The sequence below is a fragment of the Paroceanicella profunda genome, assembly GCF_005887635.2.
In the GTDB taxonomy this organism is placed as follows: Bacteria; Pseudomonadota; Alphaproteobacteria; order Rhodobacterales; family Rhodobacteraceae; genus Paroceanicella; species Paroceanicella profunda.
Genome location: NZ_CP040818.1, coordinates 1,141,418 through 1,161,994, shown reverse-complemented (window position 1 = coordinate 1,161,994; position 20,577 = coordinate 1,141,418). Strand labels below are relative to the sequence as shown.

21 protein-coding genes and 1 tRNA gene are annotated in these 20,577 nt (G+C 72.4%); 6 read left to right on the top strand and 16 right to left on the bottom strand.

Features of this window, described 5'->3' with window-relative positions; genetic code table 11:
- Positions 1 to 72: 72 nt before the first annotated feature.
- Together FDP22_RS05245 and FDP22_RS05240 are read left to right on the top strand one after the other, a co-directional pair.
- Positions 73 to 1,299, top strand: a complete 1,227-nt coding sequence (locus tag FDP22_RS05245) for an FAD-dependent monooxygenase (RefSeq protein ID WP_138575634.1) — start codon at positions 73 to 75, stop codon at positions 1,297 to 1,299.
- Positions 1,300 to 1,303: 4 nt separating this feature from the next.
- On the top strand, positions 1,304 to 1,807 hold the full coding sequence (locus FDP22_RS05240) for a GNAT family N-acetyltransferase (RefSeq protein ID WP_138575633.1): 504 nt from the start codon (positions 1,304 to 1,306) through the stop codon (positions 1,805 to 1,807).
- 10 nt (positions 1,808 to 1,817) lie between these two features.
- On the opposite strand, the gene FDP22_RS05235 is transcribed toward FDP22_RS05240, so the two are convergent.
- The 5 genes from FDP22_RS05235 to FDP22_RS05215 all read right to left on the bottom strand — a co-directional run bounded on the left by FDP22_RS05235 (position 1,818) and on the right by FDP22_RS05215 (position 4,655).
- Entirely contained in the window at positions 1,818 to 2,087 is a 270-nt protein-coding gene (locus FDP22_RS05235; RefSeq protein ID WP_138575632.1) for a DksA/TraR family C4-type zinc finger protein, read from the bottom strand.
- A gap of 141 nt (positions 2,088 to 2,228) precedes the next feature.
- Positions 2,229 to 2,447 (bottom strand): Trm112 family protein, encoded by a 219-nt coding sequence (locus FDP22_RS05230; RefSeq protein ID WP_138575631.1) that lies wholly within the window; start codon positions 2,445 to 2,447, stop codon positions 2,229 to 2,231.
- Entirely contained in the window at positions 2,444 to 3,079 is a 636-nt protein-coding gene (locus FDP22_RS05225) for an LON peptidase substrate-binding domain-containing protein (RefSeq protein WP_138575630.1), read from the bottom strand. The genes FDP22_RS05230 and FDP22_RS05225 overlap by 4 nt, the downstream gene beginning before the upstream one ends.
- Before the next feature lie 9 nt (positions 3,080 to 3,088).
- Positions 3,089 to 3,994, bottom strand: coding sequence for a thioredoxin family protein (locus tag FDP22_RS05220; protein WP_138575629.1), 906 nt, complete (start codon positions 3,992 to 3,994; stop codon positions 3,089 to 3,091).
- Between the two features lie 46 nt (positions 3,995 to 4,040).
- Positions 4,041 to 4,655 (bottom strand): prolyl-tRNA synthetase associated domain-containing protein, encoded by a 615-nt coding sequence (locus FDP22_RS05215; protein WP_138575628.1) that lies wholly within the window; start codon positions 4,653 to 4,655, stop codon positions 4,041 to 4,043.
- A 144-nt stretch (positions 4,656 to 4,799) separates the two neighbouring features.
- Here FDP22_RS05215 and FDP22_RS05210 point away from each other — a divergent pair.
- Positions 4,800 to 4,874 (top strand) — tRNA-Gly (locus tag FDP22_RS05210).
- Between the two features lie 117 nt (positions 4,875 to 4,991).
- Here FDP22_RS05210 and FDP22_RS05205 read toward each other — a convergent pair.
- From FDP22_RS05205 to FDP22_RS05195, 3 genes are all read right to left on the bottom strand, one after another.
- Positions 4,992 to 5,699, bottom strand: coding sequence for a glutathione S-transferase N-terminal domain-containing protein (locus tag FDP22_RS05205; protein WP_138575627.1), 708 nt, complete (start codon positions 5,697 to 5,699; stop codon positions 4,992 to 4,994).
- 81 nt (positions 5,700 to 5,780) lie between these two features.
- Positions 5,781 to 6,782, bottom strand: a complete 1,002-nt coding sequence (locus FDP22_RS05200; protein ID WP_138575626.1) for an alpha/beta hydrolase — start codon at positions 6,780 to 6,782, stop codon at positions 5,781 to 5,783.
- 810 nt (positions 6,783 to 7,592) lie between these two features.
- Positions 7,593 to 8,630 (bottom strand): phytanoyl-CoA dioxygenase family protein, encoded by a 1,038-nt coding sequence (locus tag FDP22_RS05195; protein WP_138575625.1) that lies wholly within the window; start codon positions 8,628 to 8,630, stop codon positions 7,593 to 7,595.
- Positions 8,631 to 8,805: 175 nt separating this feature from the next.
- On the opposite strand from FDP22_RS05195, the gene FDP22_RS05190 reads away from it, so the two are divergent.
- A complete protein-coding gene (locus tag FDP22_RS05190; protein WP_138575624.1) occupies positions 8,806 to 9,054 on the top strand; it encodes a ribbon-helix-helix domain-containing protein in 249 nt (82 codons plus the stop codon).
- A gap of 345 nt (positions 9,055 to 9,399) precedes the next feature.
- Here FDP22_RS05190 and FDP22_RS05185 read toward each other — a convergent pair whose 3' ends face one another.
- The 8 genes from FDP22_RS05185 to FDP22_RS05150 form a co-directional block, all read right to left on the bottom strand.
- Positions 9,400 to 10,797, bottom strand: a complete 1,398-nt coding sequence (locus tag FDP22_RS05185; RefSeq protein ID WP_138575623.1) for a glycosyltransferase family 2 protein — start codon at positions 10,795 to 10,797, stop codon at positions 9,400 to 9,402.
- Positions 10,794 to 11,459 (bottom strand): ABC transporter ATP-binding protein, encoded by a 666-nt coding sequence (locus tag FDP22_RS05180; RefSeq protein WP_138575622.1) that lies wholly within the window; start codon positions 11,457 to 11,459, stop codon positions 10,794 to 10,796. Before FDP22_RS05180 ends, FDP22_RS05185 begins: the two co-directional genes overlap by 4 nt.
- 4 nt (positions 11,460 to 11,463) lie before the next feature.
- Positions 11,464 to 12,780: a KpsE/RkpR family capsule polysaccharide export protein gene (locus FDP22_RS05175; protein ID WP_138575621.1), complete on the bottom strand. Its 1,317-nt coding sequence runs from the start codon at positions 12,778 to 12,780 to the stop codon at positions 11,464 to 11,466.
- Between the two features lie 169 nt (positions 12,781 to 12,949).
- On the bottom strand, positions 12,950 to 14,152 hold the full coding sequence (locus FDP22_RS05170) for an ABC transporter substrate-binding protein (RefSeq protein ID WP_138575620.1): 1,203 nt from the start codon (positions 14,150 to 14,152) through the stop codon (positions 12,950 to 12,952).
- Between the two features lie 55 nt (positions 14,153 to 14,207).
- Entirely contained in the window at positions 14,208 to 15,269 is a 1,062-nt protein-coding gene (locus tag FDP22_RS05165) for a branched-chain amino acid ABC transporter permease (protein WP_138575619.1), read from the bottom strand.
- Positions 15,269 to 16,162, bottom strand: a complete 894-nt coding sequence (locus tag FDP22_RS05160) for a branched-chain amino acid ABC transporter permease (protein ID WP_138575618.1) — start codon at positions 16,160 to 16,162, stop codon at positions 15,269 to 15,271. Before FDP22_RS05160 ends, FDP22_RS05165 begins: the two co-directional genes overlap by 1 nt.
- Positions 16,163 to 16,853: 691 nt before the next feature.
- Positions 16,854 to 17,567, bottom strand: a complete 714-nt coding sequence (locus tag FDP22_RS05155; protein ID WP_138575617.1) for an ABC transporter ATP-binding protein — start codon at positions 17,565 to 17,567, stop codon at positions 16,854 to 16,856.
- Positions 17,564 to 18,337 carry an ABC transporter ATP-binding protein gene (locus FDP22_RS05150; RefSeq protein WP_138575616.1) on the bottom strand — a complete coding sequence of 258 codons (774 nt, stop codon included), beginning with the start codon at positions 18,335 to 18,337 and terminating at the stop codon, positions 17,564 to 17,566. The genes FDP22_RS05155 and FDP22_RS05150 overlap by 4 nt, the downstream gene beginning before the upstream one ends.
- 227 nt (positions 18,338 to 18,564) lie before the next feature.
- Between FDP22_RS05150 and rfbC the strand changes: the two genes are divergently transcribed.
- The gene (rfbC, locus tag FDP22_RS05145) at positions 18,565 to 19,146 is read left to right on the top strand and encodes a dTDP-4-dehydrorhamnose 3,5-epimerase (RefSeq protein ID WP_138575615.1); all 582 of its coding nucleotides are present in this window, start codon (positions 18,565 to 18,567) and stop codon (positions 19,144 to 19,146) included.
- Entirely contained in the window at positions 19,143 to 20,000 is an 858-nt protein-coding gene (rfbD, locus tag FDP22_RS05140) for a dTDP-4-dehydrorhamnose reductase (RefSeq protein WP_138575614.1), read from the top strand. Before rfbC ends, rfbD begins: the two co-directional genes overlap by 4 nt.
- Positions 20,001 to 20,577: the final 577 nt, after the last annotated feature.

Genomic DNA, 20,577 nt, shown 5'->3' with positions numbered 1-20,577 from the left:
CCGCTCCGGCGCCGGCCGCGGGATGTCACGCGCCGCATGGACAATGCCGGCGCGAAGGCCATAATGCCGCCCATGAAACCCGATGCGGATGTGCTGATCGCCGGCGGCGGACTTGCCGGCTGCCTGATGGCCCTCGCGCTGGCGCGCGGCGGCCTGTCCAGCGTCCTGTGCGACAGCCTGCCGGCCGAAACGCGGGGCGCGCGCAGCTTCGACGGCCGCGCCTATGCGATCGCGGCCTCCTGCACGCGGCTGCTTGACGGGCTGGGCCTGTGGGAGCGCCTGCAGACCTTCGCCGAGCCGATGCGCGACATCGTGGTCTCCGACGGGCGCATCGGCGCCGCGCCTTCGCCGTTCTTCCTGCATTTCGACCACCGCGAGGGCGATTCCGGCCCCTTCGCCTGGATGGTCGAGGACCGTCACCTGCGCCGCGCGCTGCTGGACGCGGTGGCCGACGCGCCGCTCATCGACCACCGCGCGCCCGTCCGGGTCACCGACCACGAGACGACGGCCGCGGGCGCCAGCCTCACCCTGTCGGATGGCACCCGGCTGACCGGGCGGATGATCATCGCCTGCGACGGACGCCGGAGCGCCATCGCCGCGCGTGCCGGCATCCGCCACATGCGGCGGGATTATGGCCAGACCGGCCTGGTCTGCGCCGTGGCGCACGACCGGCCGCACGAGGGCGTGGCGCACGAGTATTTCCTGCCCGCCGGGCCCTTCGCCATCCTGCCGCTGCCGCACAACCGGGTGTCGCTGGTCTGGACCGAGACGCCGGCCAACGCGCGGCGGATCATCGGCCTCGGCGACGCCGATTTCCATGACGAGCTGCGCACCCGATTCGGCGATTTCCTCGGCGAGACGCGGCTGGAGGGGCAGCGCTACAGCTACCCGCTCACCCTGTCGCTGGCCGAAGACTACGTGCGCCCGCGCCTCGCCCTGCTGGGCGACGCGGCGCATGGCATCCACCCGCTGGCCGGGCAGGGGCTGAATCTCGCGCTGAAGGACGTGGCCGCGCTGGCCGAGGTGCTGGTGGACGGCGCCCGGCTGGGCGAGGACATCGGCAGCCTGCTCACGCTGGAGCGCTACCAGTCCTGGCGGCGCTTTGACGCCACCGCCGTGGCGCTGGCGTGTGACGGGCTCAACCGACTGTTCTCGAACGACAATCCCCTGCTGCGCCCGCTGCGCGACATCGGGCTGGGGCTGGTCGGGCGGCTGCCCGCGGCGCGGCGCTTCTTCATGCGCGAGGCGGCGGGCTCCATGGGCGAGCTGCCGCGGCTGATGCGCGGACGGCCGCTCTGACCGGGTGATCCGCTTCGACACAGCGCGGCTGCGCATCCGCCCCTACCGGGAGGCGGATCTGCCGGGCCACCGCGCCCTGCGCGCGGACCCGGACATCGACCGCTTCATGCACTGGACCCCGGACCATGCCGCCTTCGAGCGCCACCTGCTGGCACAGGGCGACCGCGCGCCGGGCACCGGCCGGGGCTGGGTGAACCTCGCGGTGGCGGACCGGCAGAGCGACCGGCTGATCGGCGACCATGCCCTGCGCGTGGACGGAGACCTCGCGACGCTGGGCCTCGCGCTGGCGCCGGAGATGCGTGGGCGGGGGCTGGGGCGCGAGCTGGTGATGGCGCGGCTGGCGCGCCTGCCGGAGACGGTGTGGCTGGTGCGCGCCGAGATCGACACCGCCAACCTGGCCAGCCGGGCGCTGTTCGGGGCCTGCGGCTTCACCCTCGAATCCGAGATGGAGGATGCGGACGGCCCCTACCTGGTGATGAGCCGCGCGCCCCGGCGCGCCGCGCCCTGAGCCCGGCCGGTCACTTCAGCTGGCTGTCCTTGGAGCCGCGCCGGTTGATGCCGCCGCGCAGGGTGGGCTTCGCGTCGCGCTCCTGCTGGCAGTCGATGCACAGCTTCACGCCGGGCAGCGCCCGGCGCCGGGCCTCGGGGATGGGCTCCTCGCATTCGGCGCAATGGGTGCGGCTTTCGCCGACCGGCGCGCGCCGCGCCTGCATGCGCTTCAGTTCATCCGCGATCGACGCTTCGATCTGTTCGTTCACCGCGCCGTCGCGCGACCAGCCACCGGCCATGAGCGCTTCTCCCGTCTGGAGGACCCTGCCGGGCGCCGGGGGCGCCGGGCCAGGCCCGATGATCACCCATCCTATCTGGGATGTCACCCGCGGCTCTCCAAGCCCCCACAACCCTGGCGTGGTCGTGGGGCGCCCCGGAGGTCAGTCCTCCAGCTGGCGGGCCTCGTCGAGCAGCATGATGGGGATGCCCTGCCGCACCGGGAAGGCATAGCCGGCGGCCTTCGAGACCAGTTCCTGCCGCTCCGCGTCCCAGGCCAGGGGCCCTCGGGTGACCGGGCAGACCAGCGCCTCCAGCATGCGGCGGTCGAATGCGGGCGGGCGCGGGGCGTCGGCCTCCGGAGTGTCGGGCGTATCGGTCATTGCAGGTTTCCCTCGGTGCCGCCGCGCAGGGCGAATTCCATCAGGGTGACGAGGGTCTCGCGGCGGGTTTCCAGGCTGGGGGCCTCGAGCAGCGCCTGCTTCTCCTCCGCCTCGAACGGGCAGAGGATGGAGAGCGAGTTGATCAGCAGTTCCTCGTCGGCGGATTTCAGCGCGTCCCAGTCCGAGCTGAGGCTGGTCACCTCGAAGTAGCGCGAGAGCACGTCCAGGAAGGCCGGGCGGTCGAAGCCGGCGTCGCTCTCCGGCGGGCCCAGGTCGCGCTCGAAGCTGGCCCAGTCCACGGAGAAGCGGCGGTAGGGGGTGAAGCCGTCGTGCTCGGCGCCCACCCGGAAGCGGCACATGCCGCCCAGGGTGATGATGTAGCGCCCGTCATCGGTCTCGTTGAAGGAGGTGATGCGCCCCACGCAGCCGATCTGGTGCAGGCGCTTGCCGCCTTCCATGGGCTGGATCATCCCGATCAGCCGCTCCGGCGTCTTCAGCGCGTCCTCCAGCATGGCGAGGTAGCGCGGCTCGAAGATGTTGAGCGGCAGCCGCGCGCGGGGCAGCAGCAGCGCCCCGGGCAGCGGGAACACCGGGATGGTCTCCGGCAGGTCGGCCAGCGTGAAGCGCCGCATCCCGCCCCCTCAGCTGAAGATGATGGAGGAGAGGCGGCGGCGGCCCTTCTGGGCCAGCGGGTCCTTCGGGCCGAGCATGTCGAACAGCTTGAAGAGCTGCTCCTTCGCGGCGCTCTCGTTCCACTCGCGGTCGCGGCGGAAGCTCTCCAGAAGCTGGTCCATCGCCTCCTCGAACTTGCGCTCGCCGATCAGGGCGATGGCAAGGTCGATGCGGGCCTGGTGGTTGTCCGGCTCCGCCTCCACGACGGCGCGCAGCGGAGCGGTTTCCCCCGCACCGGCGGTGGCACCGGCCAGTTCGATCTCCGCGCGCGCGGCGCTCACATGCGGGTCGGAGGCCTTCGCCTCCGGCACCATGGCGAGGATCTGCGCCGCGCGTTCCAGGTCGCCCATGGCCACGTGGGTGCGGGCGAAACCGGCGATGGCGCGGACATTCTCCGGCTCCTCGCCCAGGATGGCGGCGAAGGTCTGCGCGGCATCGGTGACCGCACCTTCGGCGAGCATCTCCTCGGCCGCGGCGATGGCTTCCTCGAGGCCGGCGGCCTCGGAGCCCATCGCCGCGATGCGGGAGACGAATTCCCTGATCTGCGCCGGGCTCTGCGCGCCCATGAACCCGTCCACCGGGCGGCCGTCCACGAAGGCGTAGACCGCGGGGATGGACTGGATGCGCATCTGCTGGGCGAGCTGCTGGTTCTGGTCCACATCGATCTTGACCATGCGAACCTTGCCGCGCTGCGCCTTCACCTCGGCTTCCAGCGCCGGGCCCAGGGTCTTGCACGGGCCGCACCACGGCGCCCAGAAATCGACGATCACCGGGGTCTCGCGCGAGCCTTCGACCACATCGGCCATGAAGGTCGCCTCGGAGCCCTCGGAGACCAGATCCGCCTTGGCACCGCTGTCCTGTCCGAGTTCGAGCATCTTCGTCCCTCCGGTTTCGGCCGGCCCGTTTGCCAGCTCCCCCTATCTAGAGCCCCTCGGCCCGGGTGCCAAGGGCAGCCGCCTCCAGAGCGTCGAAATCCACCGTCTCCGCCGCGTGGCCGGTATCCTCCAGGAAGCGGAGCAGGTCCGCCGGGCTGAGCGCCACGCTCGCCTCGTTGTGCAGCGGGTGGCAGCACAGCAGCTCCGCCGCCATCACCTGCGCGTCGAGCACCACGCGCACGGCGCCCGCCGTGTCGTTCATCGCCGCCAGCGGCGTGACCGCACCGGGGATGACGCCGAGGTGCTGCATCAGCCGCTCCGGGCTGGCGAAGCTCAGCCGCCTGGTGCCCAGCACCTTCTCCAGGTCGCCGATGCGGATCTGCCGGTTCTCCCGGCAGGTGACCAGCACCAGCTCCGTGCCCTTCTTGTCCTTCAGGAACATGTTCTTCACGTGAACCCCGGGCAGGGCGCCGCGCAGCTCCCTGCTCTCGGCCACGGTGCGCAGGGGCGGGTGGGTGTGGTGGCTGTAGCCGATCCCCAGCGCGTCGAGCCGGGCGAGGAGCTGCGCCTCCGTGGCGGGCGCGGCGTCCGACTCTGCCTGCGGGGCGACCCGTGAGTCGACCTTCGGGTCGGGGCGGGTTTCGGATTCCGGGTCGGACATGGCCATTCTCCTGCAGATACGGGCCGACGATGGCCGCTGCCGGGGGCTGCCGCAAGGGGGCGGCAAAGTCTTTTCCATCCGGTCGAAAAAAGGCGCTTGCGTTCCCCCGCCGAATCTCCTAAATCCGCCTCACCCAAGAAGGAAGCGGGCGTAGCTCAGGGGTAGAGCATAACCTTGCCAAGGTTAGGGTCGTGAGTTCGAATCTCATCGCCCGCTCCAGATTTCCTAAGGAAATCAAATCGATAAAGCGGTCCCTCGGGGCCGCTTTTCGTTTTTCCGGGCCCCGGTGCACCGCCTGCGCGGCGCCGGGGCGGGCCCGGCGCTGCGCGGCTGCGCTCAGCGCGCCTTCTGGCCGAACAGCACGGACTGGGCCTTGCGATCGTCCTGCAACTGGGCGCGCTTTTCCGCCGCCAGCGCCCGGCCGGCCTGCACGGCGGGGCGCGCGGCCACCCGCTCCAGCCAGGCCTGCAGGTTCTTCAGCTCCGAGATGTCCTGCTGCTGTCCTTCCCACAGATGTGCCCAGGGCCAGATCGCCATGTCGGCGATGGAATAGGGCCCGGCGACGAATTCCCGGTCCGCCAGCCGCCTGTCCAGTACGCCGTAGAGCCGGCCCACCTCGTTGCGATAGCGGTCCTTCGCGTAGGGCAGGTCGTTGGGGGGCTCCATGGCCGGGGCGTATTTGAGGAAATGATGCGCCTGGCCGGCCATCGGACCGAGGCCGCCCATCTGCCACATCAGCCATTGCTCCACCTCCACCTGCTCCCGCGCGGTGCTGCCGCCGAAACGCCCGGTCTTGCGGGCAAGGTATTGCAGGATGGCACCGCTCTCGAACACGGAGATCGGGGCGCCGTCCGGGCCGTCCGGGTCCACGATGGCCGGCATGCGGTTGTTCGGGGCGATGGCGAGGAATTCGGGGCGGAACTGTTCTCCGGCGCCGATGTTCACCAGGCGGGTTTCGTAGGGAAGGCCCATCTCCTCCAGCGCGATGGAGATCTTCCAGCCGTTCGGCGTGGGCCAGTAGTGCAACTCAATGGGGGCGGGCATGCGTGTGTCTCCTTGTTCCCGGAGCGCTGACTGTGGCGGCGCGGGGCGCCGCTGTCCAATGCCGCGGTTTGGCAGGGCGGGTCACGGCGCGCGCTGCCGGCCGATGCGCGGGCGGAACAGGCCGCGGCCCCGGCCGGCGCCCGGCATGGGCGGCAGCGGGCCGAAACGGGCCCAGCGGGGCTCATGCTCGGCAAGCGCCGGGCTGCCGCGCAGCGCCGCGACGGAGAAGATCTCCCGCTCGCGCAGGATGCCGGCGTAAAGCTCCATCGCCCCGGGCAGGGTGTAGAACCCGTTGTGGCAGATGCGCCCGGCCGGGGCCTCCAGCGCGATCCCGCGCGATGTGGCCCAGCGGCGGGTGCCCGGGCTGTCGATCTGCAGGGCCAGCCAGTTGCGCAGGCGCGGCAGCTTGCGCGACAGGGCGTGGTCGGCGCCGGCGCCGCGCGGGGCGAACAGCTCGAACAGGGTGTCGAACGGGTCATTCTGGCGCGAGACGATGGAATAGACCTCCGGGCAGGCGGCCTCCGGCGCCGCGGCGAAGGCCGCCTCGGCGCGGCCGGCGAATTCGGCGCCGCCGAGCAGGATGATCCGCCCCAGCGCCGCCGCCCCTGCGGCATCGAGATGCGGCAGCGCGCCGAGCGCCACCCGCGCGCCCAGCGAATGGGCGAGGATGTCCACCGGGCGGCCCGGCGCGGCCTCGGCCAGCGCCCCGATCAGCGTGGCAAGCGCCGCCCCGGTGGCGCCGGCGCGCTCATAGACCCGGGCGAAGCCGGTGCGGCCCCGGCGCAGCAGTTCCGGCAGGTGCGGAGCGCGGGCGTTCCAGCCGAACCCCACGCAGAGCCCGCCGCCCGGGGCGTCGAAGCCCAGCCGCGCCGCCCAGGCGTCAGGCCCCTCGGCGGCATAGAGCGTGTGATGCGGGCTGGCGGCCGGGCTGTGCGGGTCATACCGGTAGCCATGCACGAGGATGAGCAGCGGCGCGCGCGCCGGCAGGCCCCGCGCCGCGCCGCGCAGGCGCGCGGAGAGGGGTTCTCCCGGCCCGACGGGCTGAAGCCCCGCCGCGCCGGCCGTGACCCGGATATGAGCCATTGCGCACCTGTACCGCCTGCCGCGTTGCAGGGGGTATATGCTGCGGGTGCGAAACCCCTGTTACCCGGGCATGACGGCGCCGTGACAGGGCCGGTGCCGCAGGCGGAGGCCCGGCGCGCAGCCACGCGGCCGGTGGCAGGAGACCGGAGGCGCCGGGGGCGACGCGCGCGGAGGTGTGAGGGGTACGGAGAGGCCACGGGCGCGCGGCGGCGACAGGCGTGGGAGCGATGGGCACGCGGCAGCGCTCGGCACCGGGAGGCAACGGGCGCGGAGTGGCGGCGGCCACAAAGAGGCGACAAGCGCGGAGCGGGCGACAGGCTTGGGGGGCGATGGGAACGCGGCAGTGCTCGGCACCGGGAGGCAACGAGCGCGGAGTGGTGGCGGCCACGGAGAGGCGACAAGCGTGGAGCGGCGACAGGCGTGGGGGGCGATGGGTACGAAGCGGTGTCCGGCACCGGGAGGCAACGGGCGGGGGGGCGATGTCAGGCACGGGGCGGCAACGGGCGTGGGACGGCGAAGGGTGTGGGGGGGATGGCTGCAGGGCGGTGTCGGGCGCGGGGCAGCGAGGGACACGGGGCGCTGTCGGGAGCGGGGCGGCGTTGGGTGAGGGGTGGCGACGGACACAGGACGGTGACGGACACGGGATGGTGGCGGGCGCGAGGGGCGGCGAGAGAGACGAGGCGGCACGGGGCACGGGGGGCACACGGGGCGCGGGGCGCCGATCGGCGCAGGTGGAAGCGGCGAGGGGCACGGGGCGCCGAGAGGCGCAGGCAGAAGCAGCGGCGCGGCGTGAGCCGCTCCGCGACGGGGTCAGATCTGCGCCGGGTCGCGCCCGGTGCGCGCGCCGACCGGCTGCCACACGCGGGGCTTGCCGAAGCGCTCGGCGCCGAAATCCTTCCAGCTCAGGTGGATGTCGAGCTGCCGGCCGCGGAGGCCCGGCAGGGCCTGGTAATCCGCCTCGTTCCACGGCACGAACGGGTTGCGCCGCAGGTATCCGTGCAGCTCCACCCGGGTGGTGGCATGGCCGGAGGGGGCGCGGCTGTGGAAGCCGAACGTGTCGGCCACCACCAGCGTGTTCGCCTTCACCGCCATGCGCCGGGGGGCGGCGTAGCCGAGCGCCTGCAGGTCCGAGGGGCGGATGCGGAACGAGCCGAAGGAATGATGCGCCCGCGCGTCGGCCCGCGCCGTGAGGCTCTGGCGGTGCTCCCACTCCAGCCGCTCCGGCGTGAGCCGGTGCGAGCCGGGCGCGAAGATGAACGGCCCGTCCTCCTCGTTCACGTCATGCAGGAACAGCCAGAATTTCGCGGTGGAGTGGAAGGTGTCGGCGTGCAGGTCGGTCTGGGGGTCGGCGTCTCCGGCGGCGGGTTCGGCGATCACGGTCTGGATGAAGTGGATCGGCTCGCCCGAGCGCCCGGCCACGTAGCCGGTGAGGGCGCGCAGGGCCGGGTCGCGCACCGCGGCGACGGAGGCCGGCGCCAGGTGCCGGCGCGACAGGGTGAGCGGGGTCATCCGGGTGACGGTATGGCCCTGGCGCATCTCCCAGGAGGGCAGCGGGGTGTCGAAGGCCTCGCGGCGCACCGCCTCGAAGGTCTCCGGCGGCAGGTAGTTCTCGCGGATCACGAAGCCGTCGCGGTCATAGGCGGCGCGGTCGGCCTCCGGCACGGCAGGCATCCGGGCGCGGCGGAGGGCGGCCATGCGCGCGGCCATGTGCACCCGGGTGCGGTGCAGCCCCATCCGGTTCAGCCGGGCGGAGCCGATAATCGGGTTGGCGATGAAGGACTTCTCCTGTCCCAGCACTCCGAGCCCCCAGGAGACGGCCTTGACCGGCAGCAATAGGTCTATCTTCATCTGCGTTCCTCCCTGCGCTTGCACCGGGCCGCATGTCCTGCCCGCGGATGTCTGGCGGGCTCCGTCAAAGCCTAGTGCCAAATCCGGCACAGGCAACGGGGAGGCTGCCGCGTGGCGCCCCCGCCCGGCGTCAGCGGAGATGGTGTCGCGCGGCGGGGCGGGTTAGACTTGCACCATGCACGCCGCCCGCCCCGTGAAACGCTCGCTCACCCTCAGGGGCCACCGGACCTCGGTCTCGCTCGAGGACGCGTTCTGGACCGCCTTCCGGCGCATCGCGGCGGAGGAGGACCTCGCCCTCAACGAGCTTGCCGCGCGCATCGACGCGCAGCGCGACCCGGAAACCGGCCTCGCCTCGGCGATCCGGGTCTTCATCCTCGAACACGCGCTGGCGCGGCGCCGGGACACTCCCGCCACGCCGGATTGACGGGCCCCGGGGCCGCATGACCCTGGCGCCGCGCCGTGGCCCGCATGCGGGGGCGGGAGCGGGGGGCCGCGGGCTGCCCCCGGCGCGCAGGTGCCGGAAAGCCGGTCGTCCCCCCGGGGCGCAACGCGGCGGGTGCGGGCCCCGGGCCGCTGTGAGGACGCAGGTCTCGAGCGGGTGCGAGGGTGCAGGCCCCGAGCCGTTGCGAGCTTACAAATCCGGAGCGGGCGGGGCGAGACGGGTGCCGGCCCGCGGGTGCATGCGGGACAGGGTGAGGGAGAAGGCCCGGGACTGCCGGCCGGCGGCGCGGTGGGATGCGCGGCCCGGCCCGCGCCGCAGGCAGGCGGGTTACGCGTCGCCCGGCATGAAGGCGCGGGGCGGTGGCAGCGCGGCGAGCGCGCGCAGTTCGGGCCGCAGGCGGCGGGCATACCAGGGCGAGAAGGCCGGGTCCTCCGCGGTACCGGTGGCGTGAAGCGCGCGCAGGGCGGCCTTCTCGGCGCGGAACTGGCGCAGGGCGGCACCGGTGCGGCGGCGACGGGTGGCCGATTCGTGGTGGGTGAGCACGGCATGCGGTGTCCATGTCACGCCGAAGCCGAGCGCCCGCGCCCGCAGGCAGAAATCCACGTCGTTGTAGGCGATGCCGAAGCGCGCGGCGTCGAAGGGGCCGGTGGCCTCCAGACAGGCGCGCGAGATCAGCATGGCCGCGCCGGTGACGGCGGAGAGCCGGCGCCGGTGGGTGAGCCGGCCCATGGGGCCGAGCGCCGCGCCGGGGCTGCCCGCGTCCGGGTGGCCGGCGTGGCCGGCGCCGAGCCCGGTCACCACGCCGGCGTGCTGGAGCGTGCCGTCCGGGAACAGCAGTTTCGGCCCCACGATGCCGGTGCCCGGCCGGGCGAGGCAGGCGCACATCTCCGCCAGCCAGTCGGGCGAGGTGACCTCGATGTCGTTGTTGAGCAGCAGCAGCGCCTCGCCGGTGGCCGCCTCCAGCCCGTGGTTGACCATGGCGGAGAAGTTGAACGGCGCGTCGTGGCGCAGCACGCGGATGCGCCCCCGCAGCCGGGCGTAGAGCGCGGCCACCTCCGGGTCCGTCGAGCCGTTGTCGACCACGAGGATCTCGGGCGGTACGCCCCGGGTGTCGGTGTCCTCCAGCAGGCCGCGCAGCACGGTGGCGATCAGCACCGGCCGGTCGCGGCTGGGGATGATCACCGAGACGCGGGGCATCGGCCGGGGCGCGGGCAGCGCGGGGGAGGCGGGCCAGGCCCGTTCCGGCCCGATCACCGCCGGATAGGGCAGGTGCAGCAGTGCCCCCGCGTCCAGCCCGCGCGCGGCGGCGGAGACGGTGGCGGCCTCCGATCCGCGCCAGCCGGTGGCGTCCAGCAGGTCCCGGCGGAAGACGGCGATGCGCCCGGCATAGCCGGTCTCCTCCTGCATCAGCGGGTCGAAGCCGGGTTTCAGCCAGGGGTCGGGCCCGCCCGGGCGCGCGATGGCGGTGTCGGTGAAGAGCAGGCGCGCGTCGGGCCGGCCGGCGAGCGCGGCGGAGATCGCGGCGGCGGCGTGGGGGGCCAGACGGTCCTGCGGGGCGAGGAAGCCGATCCACTCCGCCGGGGCGGCGCGCCAGTCCGCGCCTTCGGGCAGGATGGAGAGTGCCGGGCCGCCGCGCGCCGCGGCTCCCAGCCGCCAGGCCCGGTCGAGCATCTGCGCGGCGGAGGGAGGGTGGCCGAGGAGCCGGCGCAGCGCGCCGCGGATCACTTGCCGGGGCCGCGCATGTTGCGCAGGTGCACCTCGATCGCTTCCTCGATGTCCTCGTAATAGGTGAGTTGGCCGTTCTCCAGCACCGCGCCGGTCTGGCAGTAGGAGCGCAGGGTGGAGGTGGAATGCGAGGCCATCACCACGTCCGAGTGCTGCAGGCGCTGGTCGAAGACGGCGCGGCACTTGCGCTTGAAATTGTCATCGCCCACGGCGGTGAGCTCGTCCACCAGGTAATAGTCGAAGGCGATGCCCATCGACACGCCGAAGGCGAGGCGGGCGCGCATGCCGGAGGAGTAGTTCTGCATCGGCTCGTGGAGGAAGGGGCCCAGCTCGGCGAAATCCTGCACGTATTCCACCAGCTGCTCGGTGTCCACGCCGTAGACCCGGGCGACGAAGCGCACGTTCTGCGCGCCGCTCAGCCCCGGGTGGAAGCTGCCGGCGAAGCCGAGCGGGAAGGAGATGCGGCCGTAGCGGTCGATCCGGCCCTCGTCCGGGTCCAGCGAGCCGGAGATCATCTTCAGCAGGGTGGACTTGCCGGCGCCGTTGCGGCCCAGCAGGCCGATGCTGCGGCCGCGCGGGATGGTGAGGTCGAGGTTGCGGATGATCCATTTCTCGCCCCCCCGCGTGGGGAAGTACTTCGTGACGTTGTTGAAGACGATCATCGGCTCACCTGCGGTCCCGCACGTTGTAGTAGACGAATACCGACACCAGCCAGCCCACGAGGATGAGGAAGCTGACCAGCAGCCCCAGGATCACCCGCTGCGGATAGGTGGGGGTCTCCGGCATCGTGGGCTGGATATGGGTGGCGAGATAGCGCGTCTGGCGGCGGGCCTCGCTGCGCGCCAGCAGGTAGGAGGCCTGGGCGTTCAGGTAGGCCTTGCCGGAGAACTCGAGGTCGGTGCGCAGCTCCTCCCAGCGGTAGAGCAGGGCGGCGAGGTCGCGGTCGTCGGTGGTCTCCGCCGAGCCGAGGCGGGTGCGCTCCTTGGCGATCTGCTCGCCGATGGCGGCGATGCGCCGGTCCGCCGTGGCGAGGCGCGGGTCGTTCTGCCGGGTGGTGTCGAGAAGCTGGGCCCGGTTGAGGATCTCGTTCGTCTGCATCTGCTGCAGGGTGGTGAGCAGCGCGAACTGCTGGGTGGCCTCGATCTCCGGCGCGATGAGCCTGTTGTCGATGCGGAACTTGCGGATGCGCTCGCGCAGGGCGTCCAGCCGCTCCCGCGCGTCGTTCAGGTCGTTGCGGGCATAGCGCACCGCGTCCTCCTGCGCCGCCTCGGAGAGCCGGTTCACCAGCAGGTCCGAGTAATGCAGGATCGACAGGGCGATGGCGCGGGCATCCTGCGGCGTGAAGGCGCGCACGTCCAGCCCGATGATGCCCTGGTTCTGCTCGTAGGTGAGGTTCACCATCGAGTGCCAGTAGCTCTGCAGGGCCTCAACGCTGGTGTCGTCGCCCAGGGTGTAGAGCCAGTCGCCCTCCGGGCGGTTCCACATCTTGCGCAGGTCGAGCTCGCGGCTCACCTTCTCCACCATCTCCTGGCTCAGGATGTAGGAGTAGAGGATGGTGGAATCCGAGGCCTCCGCCGTGGTCGGGCTGACGAGCTGGCTGAGCAGGTCGGTGGAGGCCAGCGGGTCGTTGTTGCGCACGGTGAACGAGGCGTGGGAGACGTATTCATCCGCCGCGCGGGTCTGCAGGTACCAGTTCCACAGCGCGCAGGGCAGCAGCACCAGGAAGACGAAGCTCACCAGGATGACCCAGTGGCGCATGCGCGGGCGGGCGCGCAGCTCTTCCGTTTCGGGCAGGCGCGGAACCTCGATCACCGGCAGGGGCTGCTTGGGCTGCTTGGGTTTCTTGCGGGCGGTCAGGCGCTCGTCGCGGCTGCGCAGTTGCTCGGCCAGCCGGGCTGCCTTGCGCTCCGCGCGCCGGGCTTCGACCACGGCGCGGTTCCGGGAGGCCAGCAAGGATTTGTCGTCTGCGCCGGATTGCGTCATTCGGCCTGTCTCTGATCCCTTCGCGACCCATCGGGGGCCTGCCCGGCGGGTGCCCCGGAAAGCCGGGTATCCTCATACGCGTGCACAGGCCCAGTTGCAAACATCGTGCGCGGGAAGGTGAAGACAAGTGTATCCGGGGCCGCGCCGGTCAGGTGCGGCCCCGGGCGGCTCATTTCAGCAGCACCGACTTGAAGCTGCCGTCGGCCTGCGGGGTGTTGAGGCTGTAGACCCCCGCCACGTCGCCCGCCGCGTCGAACTCGATCTCGCCGGAGGCTCCCTGGTAGTTGATGTCCTTGCCCTCGGCGATCAGCGCCTTCGCCTTCTCCCATTCGCCGGGCAGGATCACCTCGCCCGGGGCGTTGGCCACCTCGCGCAGCGCGGCGGAGATCAGGCTGCGGTCCGCGGAGCCGGCCTTCTCGATGGCCAGCGCCATCAGGAAGGTGGCGTCGTAGCCGTTGGGCACGAAGGGCCCGGTGGGGTTGGCCAGCCCCGCCTCCTGCGCCGCGGCGATGTAGGCGGCCCAGGAGGGCGAGCTGTCATCCGCGCCGGCGGCGGTAAAGGCGGCCTCGGTGAGGTTCTCCGCGCCGATCTGGTTGATCACCTCGTCGTCGACCATGCCGTCCGCCCCGAAGAAGCGGGTGAAGGCCCCGGTCTCCAGCGCGTTGCGGATCAGCGTGATGCCGGAGGAGCCGTAATAGGCGAACATCACCAGCGCCTCGCCGCCCGCGCCGCCCAGCGTGGCCATCTCGGCGCGGTAGGAGGCCTTGTTCGGCTCATGCACCTGGCTGGCGGCAATGGTGCCGCCCTTCTCCTGGAAGGCCTTCACGAACACCTCGCCCAGCCCGGCGTTGTAATCGTCGTTCGCCCAGGTGACGGCGACATTGCTCACCCCGCTGTCGAGCACGTATTGCGCCAGCGCCACGCCCTGATAGGCGTCCGAGGGCGCGACGCGGAACACGAGGTCTTTGTCCTCCAGCGCGGTGATGGAGGGGGCGGTGGCGGATTCGGAGATGGTCACCACCCCGGCGGGAATGGTGACGGACTGCACCATCGCGTTGGTGGCGCCGGAGCAGTTCGGCCCGACGATGCCCACCACCTGCTCGATGTTGACCACCTTGGAGCCCGCGTCCACCGCGGCCTTCGGGTCACAGCCGCTGTCGGCCAGCACGAGGGTCATCGTGTCGCCCTTCAGCAGGCCGCCCTGCGCGTTCACCTGGGCGGCGGCCAGTGCGCGGCCCTCCATGATCTCGGCCACGATATCGGCGATCGGGCCGGTGACCCCGCCGACGGAACCCACCTTGATCTCCTCGGCCTGTGCCGCGGCCCCGGTGAGGCAGATGGCGGCGGCTCCGGCCAGAAACAGCGTCTTCATTCCGGTCTCCCTGTTGGTGCGTGCGGGCCGGCCCTCCGGCCGCACGGGTCTGAGCTCAGCCCCGATCCCGCCTGGCGGGGGGCGGGGCTGCGGCAGATGTGCGGGCCGCGGCAGGCGCGTCGGATGTGCGGGCCGCGGCCACGGCGGGGCGCGTTTCGGGCAGGATGCCCCGCGCATATTTCTGTAGCACGAATTGCAGAACGAATCCGATCAGGAACACCCTGAGGTAGGCCGCGCGCACCACCGTCTCGGCCTTCAGCGCGGCGGCGAGATCGGCGGGCAGCAGCTCGGCCGCCAGGCCCAGCAGGCGCGGGGTGAAGATCTCCGTGGCGGACCAGACCGTCCAGATCAGGAAGGCGCCGAGGATGGCGCCGCGGTTGTTGCCCGAGCCCCCGGCGATCAGCATCACCCACACGAGGAAGGTGGCGGTGAGCGGGTCCGTCGCATCCGGCCCGATGAACTTGATGTACTGCGCGTAATAGGCCCCGGCGAGGCCCATCACCGCGGCCCCCAGCACGAAGGCCTGGATGCGGAAGCGCTCCACGTCCTTGCCGGCGGCGCGCGCGGCGGCCTCCGAATCCCGGATCGCGGTCATCACCCGCCCCCAGGGCGAGCGCCAGGCCCGCTCCAGGGCCAGGTAGAGCACCAGCACCGTGGCCAGCACCATGCCGAGGAAGGCCACCTGCGACCAGGGCTCGGGCAGGCTCTCGAAGGCCTTGGGAATGCGGTTGATGCCGCGCGGGCCGTTGGTGGCCCAGCCCTCGTTCTTCAGCACGAGGCGCAGGATCTCCGCGATGCCGATGGTGGCGATGGCGAGATAGTCCGAGCGCAGGCGGATGCAGATCCGCCCGATCCCCCAGGCGATGAGCGCGGAGACCGCCATCGCCGCCGCCGCGCCGAGCGCAAGCGGCAGGCCGTAGCCGCCCAGGTGCTCCGGCGTGTCGGCCGTGGTGAGGATGGCCGAGACATAGGCGCCCACGGCGAAGAACCCGGCGATGCCGGCGTTGAACAGCCCGCCGAAGCCCCATTGCACGTTCAGCCCCAGCGCGAGGATGGCGTAGATCCCCCCGGCGGAGAGCAGGGTGACGAGGTAGAGCGTGTAGCCGTAGACCTCCATCAGAACACCCTTCCCTTGAACAGGCCCGAGGGCCGCCAGATCAGCATCACCACCATGATCGCGAAGGCGATGCCGGACTTGTAGGCCGGGTTCAGCAGCGCATCGGTGCCGCCGAAGGGGAAGGAGGAGATTTCCTCGGCGATGCCGATCACCAGCCCGCCGGCCACCGCCCCGAAGGGCCGGCCGATGCCGCCCAGGATGGCGGCGGCGAACATCGGCAGCAGCATCTTGAAGCCCATGAGGGATTCCACGTGGGTGTCCAGCGCCAGCAGCACGCCGGCGGCCACCGCCGTCACCGCGGCCACGGCCCAGGTGGCGCGGATCACCGCCTCCACGTCGATGCCGGTGAGCCGGGCAAGCTCGGGGCTGTCGGAAACCGCGCGCATCGCCTTGCCGATGCGGGTGCGGTTGAGCAGCAGGTGCACCAGCACCATCAGCACCGCGGTGCTGGCGATGATCACGATATGCTTGGGCGGCAGCAGGATCGCACCGTCCAGGAAGCTCTCGGGGCGCTGGATGCCGCGCACCAGCGGGCGGGGCTGCACGCCCCAGAAGAACTGCACCGCGGAGCGGATCATCAGCATCAGCCCGAAGCTGGCGATCACCGACATGATGGCCGGCGCGCGCCGGAACGGCCGGAAGATCGCCCGGTCCAGCGCCAGCGTGACCGCGACGGTGATGAGCATGGCCGGCAGGGCCGCGGCCAGCGGCGGCAACCCGGTGAGCGCCATCACGGTGAGGGTGACATAGGCGCCCAGCATCATGATCTCGCCATGGGCGAAATTCGCGAAGCGCAGGATGCCGAAGGTGAGCGAGATCCCCAGCGCGCCGAGCGCGTAGATGCAGCCCAGCACCACGCCGGGCAGGAGGTAGAAGTTCACGAATTCCCACATCAGCGCTCTCCCCTCTGGCCCGTGCTCCGCCGTCCCGGCCCCCACTTCCGCGCGGACCGCCCCGCTGCGGCCGGCGCGCGCGTGGCGGCCGGGAGGCTCCGGGTCAGGCCCGGAGCAGGGCGGCGCGGGGCCGTCGGCGGTGTGCCCATGTCGCCGGAGATTGCCGAGGCGCCGTGGCGCGCGCTTGGTTGGCCGCCGCCACCGGGGCGCCGCCTCCCGGGCTCGCCCTGCGCGCGGCCCGGACCCCCCGCGCTTCGCCGCCCCGGAGCCGGGGCCTGCGCCGGCCAGGCCGCTCCGACCGGGCGAACGGCGTCGGCCCGGAAGCTCCGGGCCACGCCCGGAGCGGCGCGGCGCCGGAGCCGTTCGGCTGCGCTGCCCCCCGCGACGGGGGGACGGTGCGCGCCCCCGGGGCGCAGGCGCGCGGGCGCGCCCCATTCGGCAGGCCCGGCCCGGCGCTGCGATGCGGGAGGCCGGGTACCGGCGCGGCCCCGGCCGGGCAGGCTGGCCGAAGGGGCGACGCAGGCCGGGACGCGTGGTGCGGGAGGCCGGGTACTGGCCTGGCCGCGGCCGGGCAGGCTGGCCGAGGGGGCGGCGCAGGCCGGGATGCGTGGTGCGGGAAGCTGGGTACCGGCGCGGCCCCGGCCGGGCAGGCTGCCCGAAGCGGCAGCGCAGGCCGGGGCGCGCGGGGCGCTCATGCCCCACCCCCGAGGAACATCCGTGCCACCTCGGCGTCGGCGGCCAGCGCGGCGCCGGTGCCCTCGTGGCGGTTCGCGCCGTCCACCAGCACATAGGCGCGGTCCGCGATGCCGAGCGCCTGGCGGGCGTTCTGTTCGACCATCAGCACCGGCACGCCGGTGGCATTGATCCGCTTCACCGTCTCGAAGATCTCGCCGCGGTATTTGGGGGAGAGGCCGGCGGTGGGTTCGTCCAGCAGCAGCACCTTCGGCTCCAGCATCAGTGCCTTGCCCATCGCCACCATCTGGCGCTGGCCGCCGGACAGGCTGCCGGCCGGCTGGCGGCGCTTCTCGGCGAGGTCAGGGAACATGTCGTAGACCTCCGCCAGTCGCGGGCGCCAGTCATCCCGGCGGGTGTAGGCGCCCATCTCCAGGTTCTCCGCCACCGAGAGGTTCACGAAGACATTCCCGGTCTGCGGCACATAGGCGAGGCCCCGGGTGACCACGCGCTCCGGCGCGAGGCCGGTGATCTCCTGCCCGCCCAGCATCACCCGTCCGGCGGAGATGGTGAGCAGCCCGAACACGGCCTTGAGCGCGGTGGACTTGCCCGCACCGTTCGGCCCGATCACCACCACCACCTCGCCGGCCTCCACGTGCAGCGACACGCCGCGCAGTACGGTGGAATCGCCGTAGCCCGCGTCCAGCCCCTCCAGCGCCAGCACCGGGCTCATGCCGCGCCCCCGCCGAAATAGGCCTCGATGACCCGGGGGTCCTCACGGATATCGGCCATCGCGCCGCGGGTGAGCACGCGGCCCTCCGCCAGCACGATCACCGGGTCGCAGAGCGCGGCGATCAGGTCCATGTCGTGCTCGATGATGCAGAAGGTGTAGCCACGCTCGGCGTTCAGCCGGCGGATCATGTCGGCGATGCGCAGCATCAGCGTGGGGTTCACCCCGGCGCCGGGCTCGTCGAGCAGCACGAGCTGCGCGTCGGTCATCATGGTGCGGCCCAGTTCCAGCAGCTTGCGCTGGCCGCCGGAGAGGTTTCCCGCCGGGATGTCGCGCACCTGGGAGAGGCCGAGGAAGGCGAGGCTCTCCTCCGCGCGCTCCAGCACCTCGGCCTCGCGCGCCCGCACCCGGCCCGGCGCCAGCCAGTTCAGCAGGATGCTCTCGCCCGGCTGGCCGGGGGCCGCGGCCATGAGGTTTTCCAGCGCGGTGAGCCGGGCGAATTCCTGCGGCAGCTGGAAGGTGCGCACGATGCCGAGGTGGAACAGCTCATGCGTGGGCCGGCCGGTGATGTCCTGTCCACGGAAACGGATGCGCCCGGAGGTCGGGGTCTCCGCGCCGGCGATCATGTTGAATGTGGTGGTCTTTCCGGCGCCGTTCGGCCCGATGAGGCCGGTGATCGACCCCTCCGGGATCTCGAAGCTCGCACCGTTCACCGCCCGTACGCCGCCGTAATGCCTGGTCAGCGCGTCCACCTGCAATGCCGTCCCGCTCAACACGCCCCCTGTTCCGGTTCACTCCGGTTGCACCCGTCGTCACGACGCATCGGAGCAGATCACAGCGGCGACGCTTTTCCAACTCTCGCGTGGCGGTGGGGCGGCCGGCCCGGTGCCGAAACTTGCGGCATTGCGGCAAAAAATCGCCGAGGGGGCAAATTCACACTTAGAATCTTCATCCGGATTGGGTATTCCTCAGGCGGCCAGAGCCAGACCCCGGAAGACGCATGCCGCTGAACATTACCCGCCACGACCTTCAAGGAGTGCTGACCGTCACCCCGGTGCGGCACGCGGATGCACGCGGTTTCTTTTCCGAGACATGGAATGCCGCGCAGTTCGCGGCCCACGGCATCCGCACCGATTTCGTGCAGGACAACCAGTCGCTCTCGCGCGATGCGGGCGTGCTGCGCGGGCTGCACTATCAGGCGCCGCCTGCCGCCCAGGCCAAGCTGGTGCGCGTGCTGCGCGGCGCGGTGCTGGACGTGGTGGTGGACATCCGGCGCGGCTCGCCCACCTTCGGGCAGCACGTGAAGGTGGAGCTGTCCGCCGCCAACTGGGCGCAGATCTACGTGCCGGAGGGTTTTGCCCACGGCCTGCTCTCGCTGGAGCCGGACACCGAGGTGCTCTACAAGGTCTCCGCCCATTACGCCCCCGCGCAGGACGCCGGCATCGCCTGGGACGACCCCGCGCTGGGGATCGACTGGGGCTGGCCGGCGGAGCGGCTGATCCTCTCCGAGAAGGACCGGCACCACCCGCGGCTCGCCGACATCACCTCCCCCTTCGTCTTCGATCCGGAGCCCGTGGGGTGAAGGTTCTCGTCGTCGGGCGCAGCGGCCAGCTCGGCCGGGCTCTCGCGGCGGGCGTGCCCGCAGGCGTCGCGCTCACGGTGCTGGGCCGGGAGGAGGCCGATCTCTCCCGCCCCGAAACGCTGGCCGCCGCCGTTGCCCGCCATGCCCCCGCGCTGGTGGTGAATGCCGGCGCCTACACCGCGGTGGACCGGGCCGAGGCGGAGCCCCGCGCCGCCTGGGCGGTGAACGCCGCGGGAACCGGCGCTCTGGCCCGCGCCGCGGCCCGGGTCGGCGCTCCCTTCATCCATGTCTCCACCGATTACGTCTACGACGGCAGCGGTGCTGCGCCCTGGACCGAGGCCGATGCCCCCGGCCCGCTCGGCGCCTACGGGGCGTCGAAGCTCGCCGGGGAATATCTCGCGGCCGCGGCCAATGCCGCCCATGTGGTGCTGCGCACGTCCTGGGTGTTCTCGCCGGAGGGTCCGGGCTTCGTGCAGGCCATGCTGCGCCTCGGCGCGGAGCGTGAGAGCCTCTCCGTCGTGGCCGATCAGGTGGGGCGGCCCACCTCGGCCCGGCAGCTTGCCGCCGCGATCTGGCAGATCGGTCCGCGGCTGGTGAGCGGGAACGGTGTGCCGGGCACCTACAATTTCTCCGGCGGCGGCGCCTTCGTCTCGCGGCTCGATTTCGCGGCCGAGATCTTCGCCCGCGCCGGCAGGAAAGCGCCCGCTCTCGCTCCCGCGCGCACCGAGGATTTCCCCTCCCCCGCCCGGCGGCCCCTCAACTCCCGCCTCGACCTCACGGCCCTCGCGGACGCCTGGGGCATCGAGCCGGCCGACTGGCGCGACGAACTCTCCGCAGCCCTCTCCGCCGCCTGAACCCCCGGCGTGCGCCCTCCAGCTTGCGCGACACTCCGGGCGTCGAAGTTCCCTTTCGCGCGGAGGCTCCGCAGGCCGATTCCCACCCGAAGCGCCGTGCCTCAGCCCCCGCGCTGCCGGTGCCGCTGGCGCGCGCAAGCGCGGCGCCGGCCGAGGCGGGGGCTTGCCCCCTCCGAGGTCGGCGCTTCGCCTGTCGCTTCGCCTGTCGCTTCGCCTGTCGCTTCGCCTGTCGCTTCGCCTGTCGCTTCGCCTGTCGTCACTCCGTGCGCCCACCGCCGCCGAAGCCCCGAATGCCGCGCGCAACGCCGGGGCAGGGCCGCGCCTGACCCTGGGTGGGCGCGGGCCACGCTTGTGGCAGGCGCTTTATCCCGAAGCCCCGGACGACGGCTGAGCGGCGAGCGCCATCGCCAGGGCGCCCTCCCGCCGGGAGGGTCGGGCGCGGCCCGGGCTGGGCGCCCGGGCCCGGGTGCCTGCGGCATGGCCGTACCCTGGCGCCGGATCGAAACGGGGGCGGGACGGTTCGGACCCGCGTCGGGAGGCCGGGGTCCGGCGCCCGCGCGGGGGACCGATGTCAGGC